The sequence below is a fragment of the Syntrophaceae bacterium genome, assembly GCA_013177795.1.
In the GTDB taxonomy this organism is placed as follows: Bacteria; Desulfobacterota; Syntrophia; order Syntrophales; family UBA2192; genus UBA2192.
The window spans coordinates 325482-336588 of record JABLXY010000002.1; the positions used below are offsets into that span (position 1 = coordinate 325482).

Sequence of the window (11107 nt, forward strand, 5' to 3'; positions counted from 1 at the left end):
GGGAAGTTGAGAAGCTTGGACGGGCAGGAGACGATCTCATATCCGCGGATGATCCGAGCTTCACAACTTCTCAGCTTCCCAGCTTCGTTTTGTTCGGGGCAACCCGTGCCGAGACCTCTCGGACAGCCCTGTGAAGAAACAAAATCGTCACGGGCACACGGTCTCAAAGAGCCTTGACGCCCGGCGCAAAGTAAACTAAAGTCGGGCTTTCAATCACCCGTCCATGGGAACGCAAGTGTCCAAAATTCCGAGGAAAAAGATCCTCGTCGTCGACGACGAGGTCAACATGCGCCTCGTGCTCAAGGCGATGCTGACCAAGGAGGGCTACGAGGTCGAGACCGCGGCCGACGGTCTCGAGGCCCTCGCCCTGCTCAGGCGCCACGACGTGACGGCCTGCGTGACCGATCTCAAGATGCCGAAGCTCGACGGCATGGGTCTCCTGAGCCGCATGGCAGAGGAATACCCGTCCATCCCCGTCATCCTCATCACGGCACACGGGACCGTCGCCACGGCCGTGGATGCCCTCAAGAAGGGGGCCTTTGACTACATCACGAAGCCCTTCGACCAGGAGGAGCTCAAGCGTGTGATCGGCAAGGCCGTGAAGACGCGGGTGCTGAGCGACGAGGAGATCCATCTGGCGCCGGCCGAGATCGACCGCAGCGAGATCGTGGGGTCGAGCCCGCACATGGCGAAGATCTTCGAGATCATCCGGAAGGTGGCCCCGACGACGACGACGATCCTCATCACCGGCGAGACGGGGACCGGGAAGGAGCTCGTGGCCAACGCGATCCACGCCGGCAGCCCCCGGAAGCTCAACCCCTTCATCAAGATCAACTGCTCGGCGATCGCCGAGAATCTCATCGAGAGCGAGCTGTTCGGCTACGAAAAGGGCGCCTTCACGGGAGCCGTCTCCAGCAAGCCCGGGCGCTTCGAGCTCGCGCACAAGGGGACGCTCTTCCTCGACGAGATCGGCGATTTGCCCCGGGAGATGCAGGTGAAGCTCCTGCGGGTGATCCAGGACCACGAGTTCGAGCGCGTCGGCGGCATCCAGACGATCAAGGTGGACGTCCGGCTCGTGGCGGCCACCAACCGCAACCTCCAGCAGGACGTCAGGGAGGGCCGTTTCCGGGAGGACCTGTTCTACCGCCTCAACGTCATGCCGATCCACGTCCCGCCCCTGCGGGAGCGCAAGGAGGACATCCCGGCCCTGCTCGATTACTTCATCGGGAAGTTCAACCGCAAGCTCGACCGCCGGATCGCCGGCGCGGACCCCGAGGTCGTGGATCTCCTGATGGATCACGACTGGCCCGGCAACATCCGTGAGCTGGAGAACCTCACCGAGCGGCTCGTCCTCATGGCCCGGGGCGAGAGGATCGTCATGGGCGACGTCCCCGCGGAACTCATCGAGGCCGTCGAGGCCCGAACGCAGGCCGGCGCGCCGGACGAGAAGCGGTCCATCAAGGATCTCATCCGGGAGAAGACGGAGGACATCGAGAAGCAGATGATCCTCCGGGCGCTCGAGGAGTGCGAGGGCAACATCTCGAAGGCGGCCCGGCAGCTGGGTCTGAGCCGCCGGGGCCTGCATCTGAAGCTGGCAAAATACAGTCTCCGCTGAGCGGGGAAGGAAGAGAGGCCATGGTCAACCGGATCGAAATCGGTTTCAGGAAGAACATCCGCGACGCTTTGGGCGAGAAGGTCAGGCGGCGCATCGTCGAGAACCTCCGGCTCGACGTGGAGCAGGTCAGCACCATCGACGTCTTCACCATCGAGGGCGCCCTGACGAAGGCGGAGCTCCGGCAGGCCGCCTCGGGCCCCCTGTCGGACCCCGTGATCCAGCGGTATGCCGTCAACCGCGGCCTGGCCGAGAGCTTCGACTGGCTCATCGAGGTGGGCTTCCGCCCCGGGGTCACGGACAACGTGGGCAAGACGGCCACCGAGGCCATCGAGCTGCTCATCGGCAAGCGCACGCCCCTGAAGGTCTACACGTCCCGGCAGTACGTGATCCGGGGCAGGATCAGCCGGGACGAGGCGGAGCGGATCGCCTCGGGCGTGCTCGCCAACGATCTCATCGAGCGCTACGACATCGTCGAAGGGAAGGGCTGGGACCCGAAAAAGGGCATGAAGCCCACCGTGCCCAAGGTGACGGGCGTCGACGACCCCCGCATCGCGGAGATCGACCTCAACGTGCCCGACGCGGAACTGATGGCCATCAGCAGCCGCGGCACGCTCGCCCTCTCGCTCGAGGAGATGAAGGCCATCCAGGCCTACATGAACGACCCGGCGGTCGTCGCGGCGCGCCGGGAGGTCGGCCTCGGGCCCAGGATCACGGACATGGAGCTCGAGGCCCTCGCCCAGACCTGGTCCGAGCACTGCAAGCACAAGATCTTCAACAGCTTCATCACCTACGAGGAGGAGGGCGGCAGGCGCCTCGAGATCGACTCGCTCTTCGCGAGCTGCATCAAGCGCTCGACGCAGGAGATCCGCGAGCGCCTCGGCGCCGACGACTGGTGCCTCTCGGTCTTCGTGGACAACGCCGGCGTGATCAAGTTCAACGACGACTGGAACCTCGTCTTCAAGGTGGAGACCCACAACTCCCCCTCGGCCCTCGACCCCTACGGCGGGGCGCTCACGGGCATCGTGGGCGTCAACCGCGACCCCTTCGGCACGGGCAAGGGCGCGCGGCTCATCTTCAACACCGACGTCTTCTGCTTCGCCGACCCCTTCTACGACAGGCCGCTGCCGAAGCGGATCCTGCACCCGCGGCGCATCTTCGAGGGCGTGCGCGAGGGCGTCGAGCACGGCGGCAACAAGAGCGGCATCCCCACGGTCAACGGCTGCATCGTCTTCGACGACCGCTACCTCGGCAAGCCTCTGGTGTACTGCGGCACGGCGGGGCTCATGCCCGCCGAGATCCTCGGCGAGCCGAGCCACGTCAAGTCGATCCGGCCGGGGGACCTCGTCGTCATGACCGGGGGCCGCATCGGCAAGGACGGCATCCACGGGGCCACGTTCTCCTCGGAGGAGCTCCACGAGGACTCGCCCGTCTCGGCCGTCCAGATCGGGGACCCCATCACGCAGAAGAAGATGACGGACTTTCTGCTCCTGGCCAGGGACCGCGGCCTGTACCGGGCCATCACCGACAACGGCGCAGGCGGCCTCTCGTCCTCCGTGGGCGAGATGGCGCGGATGTCGGGCGGCGTGGAGATGGACCTGATCCATGCCCCCCTCAAGTACGCGGGCCTCGCCCCCTGGGAGATCCTGCTCTCCGAGGCGCAGGAGCGGATGAGCCTGGCCGTCCAGCCCGAGAACATCGACGAGTTCATGGCGCTGGCCCGCAAGATGGAGGTGGAGGCCACCATCCTGGGCACGTTCACCGACACGGGCAAGTTCCACGTCCGGTACGGCGGCAAGACGGCGGCCTTCCTCGACATGGAATTCCTCCACGAAGGGGTCCCCCAGATGCGGCTTGCCGCGAAGTGGGTCCCCCCGCGGCACCCCGAGCCCGACATCCCCGAGCCCGCCGACTACGGCCGGGCCCTCCGGGCGATGCTTGCGCGCCTCAACATCTGCAGCAAGGAGTACGTCGTGCGCCAGTACGACCACGAGGTCCAGGGCGGCAGCGTCATCAAGCCGCTCGTGGGCATCGCCAACGACGGGCCCAGCGACGCCGCCGTCATCCGCCCGGTGCTCGAGTCCACCGAAGGGGTCGTCGTCGCCAACGGCATCTGCCCGCGCTACAGCGACATCGACGCCTACCACATGGCGGCCTGCGCCATCGACGAGGCCGTGCGCAACGCCGTCGCCGTGGGCGGCTCGCTGGAGAGGCTCGCGGGCCTGGACAACTTCTGCTGGTGCGACCCCGTCCAGTCGGAGAAAACGCCCGACGGCCACTACAAGCTCGCCCAGCTCGTGCGGGCCAACCTCGCCCTCTACGAGCTCACCCGCATCTACGGCGTGCCCTGCATCTCGGGCAAGGACAGCATGAAGAACGACTACCAGATCGGCGACACCAAGATCTCCATCCCGCCCACGCTGCTCTTCTCGGTCATCGGCCGCATCGAGGACGTGCGCAGGGCCGTGACGATGGACGCCAAGCGCGCGGGGGACCTGGTCTACGTGCTCGGCGAGACGAAACGGGAGCTCGGGGGATCCGAGTGGTATGCCCTGCACGGCTTCGTGGGCAACGACGTGCCGAAGGTCGACGGCGCGCGCGCCCTGGCGCTCTACCGGGCCCTGGCGAGGGCCATCCGCGAGGGGCTCGTGGCCTCCTGCCACGACTGCTCCGACGGGGGCCTCGGGGTGGCCCTGGCCGAGACGGCCTTCTCCGGGGGGTTCGGCATGGACGTCGACCTGGCGGCGGTGCCCGCAAGCGGGATCGCCCGCGACGACGAGATGCTCTTCTCCGAGTCGCAGAGCCGCTTTGTCGTCACCGTCCGGCCCGAGAAGAAGGCGGCCTTCGAGGAGGCGATGGCGGGCAGCGCGCTGGCCTGCGTCGGCGCCGTGACGGCCGGGGGCCTCTTCCGGGTGAAGGGCCTGAGGGGCGGCGTGATCCTCGAGGAGAAAATCGAAGATCTGAAGGAAGCATGGCAGAGGACGCTTCGCTTTTAGCGATTTCGATGGAAAGCGTTCCTCGCCCGATACAGCGTTTTCGACCGTACTGCATCTCGCTGCGCTGCAGACGCAAAAACTCGCCCTTCGGGCTCAAACAGTTTGCGCTGCGGCCGCTCCGCTTCGATGCGTGCGGTGCCCGAAAAAGCCGTAACCCGGGCTTCGGAACCTTTCCCTCTCAACTGCAAAGCAGGGAAGGAAGAGAATGCCGAGAATCGTAAAATCGATTGTGTTGACGGGCAACGGGACGAACTGCGAGCGGGAGATGGCCCACGCCTGCCGGCTTGCGGGGTCGGACGAGGTGGACATCGTCTACATCCATGAGATCCTGAGCGGCGAGAAGCGCCTCGACGATTACCACTTCCTGAACCTGCCCGGCGGGTTCCTCGACGGCGACGACCTGGGCTCGGCCAAGGCGGCCGCCAACCGGATCATCCACGCGAGGGTGAAGGGCAGCGGTGAGCCCCTGCGCGAGCAGTTCCTGCGCTTCATCGCCGAGGGCAAGCTCATCCTCGGCGTGTGCAACGGCTTCCAGCTTATGGTGAAGCTCGGCATCCTGCCCGCATTCGACGACGAATTCTTCAGGCAGACCGTGACGCTTTCCTTCAACGACTCGGGCCGCTTCGAGGACCGCTGGGTGTGGCTTGCGGTCAACGGGAAGTCGCCCTGCGTCTTCACGCGGGGGCTCAAGAGGGTCTACCTCCCCGTGCGCCACGGCGAGGGGAAGTTCATGGCCAAAAGCGCCGCGGTCCTCAGGCGCCTGCACCGGCAGCAGCAGGTGGTCGTGCGCTACTGCACGCAGGACAGCGACAAACCCACCATGGAATACCCCGCCAACCCCAACGGGGCCGTCGACGCGATCGCCGGGATCTGCAACGAGACGGGGCGCCTCTTCGGCCTGATGCCACACCCCGAGGCCTACACCCACTTCACGAACCACCCCCGCTGGACGCGGGAGGAGCTCCCCGAGGAGGGGATGGGGCTGGCTTTTTTCAAGAACGCGGTGCAGTTCATCCGCAGCGACGAGTTCGAGCAGAGGCCCGTGCGGCTCGCAGAGGCTGGGTAGAAGGCGCAAGCGGCAGGCATCAGGCGCCAAGGCAGGACCATCCCCTTCCATCGCACAGGTGCAGCGGGGGACCCGGAAAGACAACACCCCCTTTCACGGAGGGGGCAGGGGGGATTTGACGGTACGGACGGAATGGACGGCACTGACCGGGGAGACCCGAACCCGACGAAGGAGGGGGGCAAGATGTCCGACACGTTCAAGGCATTGGTGCTGCGGAAGGAGGGCGACAGGGTCCGGCACGCCGTCGAGGAGTTGACGGTCGGCGATCTTCCCGAGGGCGACGTTCTCGTGGCCGTCGAGTATTCCTCGCTGAACTACAAGGACGCCATGGCCGTCACCGGCACGGGGACGATCGTCCGCACGTACCCGATGGTGCCGGGCATCGACCTGGCGGGCACCGTCCTGGAGTCGAAGTCCCCGTTCTACAGGGAGGGCGACAAGGTCGTCCTCACGGGCTGGAGCGTGGGTGAGCGCTTCTGGGGCGGCTATACCCAGAGGGCCCGCGTCAATTCCAACTGGCTCGTCCCGCTGCCGGAAGGCCTGAGCACGCTCCACGCCATGGCCATCGGCACGGCCGGTTTCACGGCCATGCTGTGCATCATGACGCTCGAGGAGGCGGGGGTCAAGCCCGGCGGCGGAACGGTCCTCGTGACCGGCGCGGCCGGCGGTGTGGGCAGCGTGGCCGTGGCGGTCCTGGCGAATCTGGGCTACCGGGTCGCCGTCCTGACGGCGCCCGGCCAGGAGGACACGCACGAATACCTGCAGGACCTCGGCGCCACGGACTTCGTCGCCGGGCCGGAGTGGTCCGAGATGCCCCGGCCGCTGGAGAGCCAGCGATGGGCCGGTGCGATCGACACGGTGGGCGGCAGGGTCCTCGCCCGGGTGCTGGCCGAGATGAACTACGGCGGCTGCGTGGCGAACTGCGGGCTTGCCGGCAGCTCCGATCTGCCCACGACGGTGATGCCCTTCATCCTGCGGGCCGTGAGCCTTCGCGGCGTCGACTCCGTGATGTGCCCGATCCCGCGGCGCAAGGCGGCCTGGTCCAGGCTGGTGCGTGACCTGCCGGCAGGGGCGCTCGAGAAGATCACCCCCGGCATCATCCCCCTTGCCGACGTCCCCCGGTACGCCGCCGATCTCCTGGCCGGGAAGGTCCGCGGGCGTCTCGTTGTCGGCGTGAGGGCGTGAACCCCTCGAGCCCTATTGGCATCGGAACTGGGTCGTGAAGTGGTCGGGGTAGAGCAGGTCCGATTCCACGACGGGCTTCCTCTTCCCGCACAGCCTGGCCATCAGGTCCTTTGCGGCGAGGCGGGTCTTCTTGTAGTCCTGCACGAGGGGTTTCATGCCCGAGGCCCTGCCCTTGGCCGTGATCCCCGTCATGTGGTAGCGGTCGATGCCCTCCACGTCCCTGAAAGAGACATGTTCGATCCGCGCCGACGCGAAGGTGCCCCCGACCTCTTCGGTCACGATCTCGAGCTTCGGCAGGGCGGCATAGTCGTCGTAGGTCATGGTCTTCTGAAGGTCCTGCCCGACGGCGGGCGTCGCGGCCGCAAATGCGCTAAGGGCCAGCCCAGCCGCGCAGAGCAGCCATCCGTCTCGAATCCTCATCTCCGTTCCCTCCTGTCTTTTTTGCCCGCATACCCGGCTCGCGGGCGTGTCCGCGCGCCCCGGGGTGGACATCGGTTCACGGCAATTCCGCGACGAACCGTTTCACCGCCGCCGCCCACCCGATCGTGGTGATCCGCAGGAGCGTCCCGTTCCCTGCCGGGTGGAAGGTCGCCGACACGTGGCCTCCTGCGCCCCGGAAGGTCAACGACCCGGAGCCCTCCTCCGTCAGCTCCAGCCCCGGGCCTCCCCTCCCGAAAACGTCCTTGAGGCGATCCCCCAGCGTCGGCGGCGACAAGCGGGTCCGGACCTCCATGGAAAGGACCTGGATCTTGTCGACGATCCCGTTGAATGCGCAGGGGGGAGCCTTCATGAAATCTCCGGGTAAATTTTCTCATACTTTATACGTAGCGGGCCCGGCGGTCCACAGGGAATTGCGACCGTCCGCAAAAGGCCTTGACAAAAAAGGGCACCGGATCAAAATAGCGGCAAAGAACGGAATGACCGGTCCGCAAAAGGGGAGGAACCATGCGACACTGGAAACCGGCCGCGCTGATCTTGCTGTCGATTGCCCTGTCGGCGGGCTGCGCCTCCATGCACGCGGCGGATGTGCAGAAGGCCCGCGAGGGCGACAAGCTCACCGTCGGGACGGTGCAGCGCGAAATCCGCGTGGGCATGTCGGGCGCCCAGGTGGTGGAAGCCCTCGGCTCCCCCAATGTCGTCACCACGGACGAGAAGGGCAGGGAAGTCTGGGTCTACGACCGCATCTCGACGGAGAACGTCTACTCGTCGAGCACGGCCCTGATCCTCGGCATCCTCACCGGCGGCTCCGGCGGCGGAGGCGGCCTGGCCGGGACGGGCTCCGGCGCCAGCTCCTCGACGCAGAAGTCGCTCACGGTGATCATCAAGTTCGACGAGCAGAAGAAAGTCCGGGACTTCGCCTACCGCTCATCGACATTCTGACGGTTATGGGCTCGTCTCTCCGCATCGGCCGCGTCCTGCTGGCGGGCGTGCTTCTGCTGACGGGTTGCGCCGCCGTCACGCTCGAAAAGGACCTGAGCCTGACGCCGGAGCTGTTCGCCCGGCGGCAGGCGCAGACGCGACGCTTCGACACGGCGGACGAGCAGAGGATTCTCCGGGCCTGCGCGGCGCTGCTGCAGGACACGGGGTTCACCATCGACGAGTCCGAGGCGAGGCTCGGCGTCCTGACGGCGTCGAAGGAGCGCGACGCGACGGATGCGGTACAGGTGGCGGCGCGGCTGGCCCTGGCCATGGTCGGGATCTCCCTGCCGCCCGACAAGGATCAGGTCATGCGGGCCTTCGTGACAACCCGCCCCGCCGGGCCGGAGGGACGGCAGACCGCCGTCCGGGTCGTGTTCGAGCGGTTCGTCTTCGACACGGACGGCCGCCTCACGAAGATCGAGGCGCTCGACGACCCGATGATCTACCGGAGCTTCTTCGAGAAGCTTGCCAAGGCATTGTTCCTGGAGGCCCATGATTTCTGACAGACCCTGCCGATGCCTTCTGGCTCTCCTGGTCCCGCTGCTCCTGGCGGGGTGCATGTCGACCCACGACCGGCTGCTCGACATGGACACCAGCCAGGTCCAGCTGCGCAGCATCCAGTCGCGGGCCTTCGACACGACGGACAAGGAAAGGACGATGCGGGCCGTCATCGCGACCCTGCAGGACCTGGGGTTCATGCTCGACCGGGCGGACTACACGCTCGGGGTCGTCACGGCCAGCAAGGGCCGGGCGGACATCTACCAGCTGCAGGCGCCCGCCACGCTCCGGATCACCGTGACGGTCCGCCCCCGCGGGGAGAGACAGCTGCTGGTGCGGGCCAGCGCGGAGTACCAGCGCAGTCCCGTTACGGATCCGAAGCCCTACCAGAACTTCTTCAACTCGCTGGAGAAGGCGATGTTCCTCGAGGCGCACCAGGTGGATTGAGTGCAATGGAGAAGTTGTAACGCTGTGAAGATGAGAAGCTTGGAGGATCTGACGGTCATTGCTTATCTCCAGCTTTCTTAACTTCCGGTCTTCCTGACTTCCGTCGTTTCCAAGCCGGTCAGCACAGACAAAGAGGGCAGGGCCGCTTTCCGGCCCCGCCCTCTTTTGTTGCCTTCCCTGTACCTGATACTCTATGCCCCTTTTTTCTTTTTCCCGCTCTTGCCCTTCTGCTGTTTGGCCTTCAGGGATGCGGCGATGAAGGCCGCAAAGAGCGGGTGCGGCCTGCGGGGCTTGGACTTGAACTCGGGGTGGAACTGGCAGCCCAGGAACCACGGGTGATCGGGAATCTCGACGATCTCGACCAGGCGCTTGTCCGGCGAGGTCCCCGTGATCTTCAGGCCCTTCTTGGTGAGCGCCTCACGGAAGTCGTTGTTGAACTCGTAGCGGTGACGGTGCCGCTCCTCGATCTCGCGCTCGCAGTAGGCGCTGAAGGCAAAGGACTTGCTGTCCAGCACGCAGGGATAGGAGCCGAGGCGCATGGAGGCCCCCTTCTCCGTCACCTGCCGCTGCTCGGGCAGGAAGTCGATGACGGGGTAGGGCGTCTCGGGGTCGAACTCGGTGCTGTTGGCCTTCTTCATCCCGGCGACGTTTCGGGCGAACTCGATGACGGCCACCTGCATGCCCAGGCAGATCCCGAAGTACGGGACCCGGTTCGTCCGCGCGTACTGGATCGCCTGGATCTTGCCCTCGATCCCGCGGTTGCCGAACCCCCCGGGCACGAGGATCCCGTCGATGCCCTTGAACTTGTCGCCCACCCCCTCCTTCTCGATCTTCTCCGAGTCGGTGAAGACGAGGCGCACCCGTGCGTCGTTGGCGATGCCGCCGTGGGCGAGGGCCTCGTTGAGGCTCTTGTAGGAGTCCACGAGGTTGACGTACTTGCCGACGACGGCGATCGTCACCTCGTGCTTCGGGTTCTTCATCCGGTTGACCATCTCCTCCCACTCGCTCAGGCGCGGCTGGCCCGTCCAGATGTTCAGGAGGTTGACGATTTTCTCGTCCACGCCCTGCTGGTGGAACATGAGGGGCACGTCGTAGATGTGCTCCACGTCCTTGGCCGTGAAGACGCTCTCCACCTCGACGTTGCAGAACAAGGCGAGCTTGGCCTTGATGCCGTCGGCGAGGTAGTTCTCGGCGCGGCACAGCAGGATGTCGGGCTGGATACCGATCTGCCGAAGGGCCGCCACGCTGTGCTGGGAGGGTTTCGTCTTCACCTCCCCCGCCGTCTTCAGGTAGGGCACCCAGGTGAGGTGGATGAACACGGCGTTCTGCTTGCCCACGTCGTAGCGGAACTGCCTCGCGGCCTCGAGGAAGGGCAGCCCCTCGATGTCGCCCACGGTGCCGCCGATCTCGACGATGGCCACGTCGCAGCCCTCCGAGGCCCGGTGGATGTAGTCCTTGATCTCGTTGGTGATGTGCGGGATCACCTGGACCGTCCCGCCCAGGTAGTCGCCCCGGCGTTCCTTCGAGATGACGGAGTAGTAGACCTGTCCCGTCGTGAGGTTGTTGAGCTTGCCGAGCTTCGAGCTGGTGAAGCGCTCGTAGTGGCCCAGGTCGAGGTCCGTCTCGGCCCCGTCGTCGGTGACGAAGACCTCGCCGTGCTGGAAGGGGTTCATCGTGCCGGGGTCGACGTTGATGTAGGGGTCGAGCTTCATGTTCGTCACGGTGAGGCCGCGTGCCTCGAGCAGGCACCCGATGGAGGCCGCCGCCAGGCCCTTTCCCAGGGACGACAGGACGCCGCCGGTGATGAAGATGTATTTCGTTCGCATCGCTATGCCTTTCGGTGAGGTCGGTTCGGGTTGTCCAGTCTATCTGTATGTCCTGCAC

Annotated in this window: 10 protein-coding genes; 7 read left to right on the plus strand and 3 right to left on the minus strand. The window is 66.0% G+C overall.

Going from position 1 to position 11107, the window contains the following annotated elements; all coding sequences use genetic code 11:
- The first annotated feature begins 223 nt into the window (after positions 1–223).
- From HPY67_06545 to HPY67_06560, 4 genes are all read left to right on the plus strand, one after another.
- The gene (locus HPY67_06545; protein ID NPV04371.1) at positions 224–1615 is read left to right on the plus strand and encodes a sigma-54-dependent Fis family transcriptional regulator; all 1392 of its coding nucleotides are present in this window, start codon (positions 224–226) and stop codon (positions 1613–1615) included.
- 20 nt (positions 1616–1635) lie between these two features.
- Entirely contained in the window at positions 1636–4608 is a 2973-nt protein-coding gene (gene purL, locus HPY67_06550) for a phosphoribosylformylglycinamidine synthase subunit PurL (GenBank protein ID NPV04372.1), read from the plus strand.
- A gap of 205 nt (positions 4609–4813) precedes the next feature.
- Complete coding sequence (locus tag HPY67_06555; GenBank protein NPV04373.1) at positions 4814–5674, plus strand: phosphoribosylformylglycinamidine synthase subunit PurQ; 861 nt, start codon at positions 4814–4816, stop codon at positions 5672–5674.
- 183 nt (positions 5675–5857) lie between these two features.
- Complete coding sequence (locus HPY67_06560; GenBank protein ID NPV04374.1) at positions 5858–6859, plus strand: oxidoreductase; 1002 nt, start codon at positions 5858–5860, stop codon at positions 6857–6859.
- A 12-nt stretch (positions 6860–6871) separates the two neighbouring features.
- On the opposite strand, the gene HPY67_06565 is transcribed toward HPY67_06560, so the two are convergent.
- Entirely contained in the window at positions 6872–7279 is a 408-nt protein-coding gene (locus HPY67_06565) for a hypothetical protein (protein ID NPV04375.1), read from the minus strand.
- Positions 7280–7355: 76 nt separating this feature from the next.
- Positions 7356–7649, minus strand: coding sequence for a hypothetical protein (locus HPY67_06570; GenBank protein NPV04376.1), 294 nt, complete (start codon positions 7647–7649; stop codon positions 7356–7358).
- 155 nt (positions 7650–7804) lie between these two features.
- On the opposite strand from HPY67_06570, the gene HPY67_06575 reads away from it, so the two are divergent.
- Genes HPY67_06575 through HPY67_06585 form a run of 3 tightly spaced genes read left to right on the plus strand, consistent with a single transcriptional unit; the run spans position 7805 to position 9223 of the window.
- On the plus strand, positions 7805–8239 hold the full coding sequence (locus HPY67_06575; GenBank protein ID NPV04377.1) for a hypothetical protein: 435 nt from the start codon (positions 7805–7807) through the stop codon (positions 8237–8239).
- A 5-nt stretch (positions 8240–8244) separates the two neighbouring features.
- Positions 8245–8781, plus strand: a complete 537-nt coding sequence (locus tag HPY67_06580) for a hypothetical protein (GenBank protein ID NPV04378.1) — start codon at positions 8245–8247, stop codon at positions 8779–8781.
- On the plus strand, positions 8771–9223 hold the full coding sequence (locus tag HPY67_06585; GenBank protein ID NPV04379.1) for a hypothetical protein: 453 nt from the start codon (positions 8771–8773) through the stop codon (positions 9221–9223). The genes HPY67_06580 and HPY67_06585 overlap by 11 nt, the downstream gene beginning before the upstream one ends.
- 191 nt (positions 9224–9414) lie before the next feature.
- Here HPY67_06585 and HPY67_06590 read toward each other — a convergent pair whose 3' ends face one another.
- The gene (locus HPY67_06590; GenBank protein NPV04380.1) at positions 9415–11049 is read right to left on the minus strand and encodes a CTP synthase; all 1635 of its coding nucleotides are present in this window, start codon (positions 11047–11049) and stop codon (positions 9415–9417) included.
- Positions 11050–11107 lie beyond the last annotated feature (58 nt).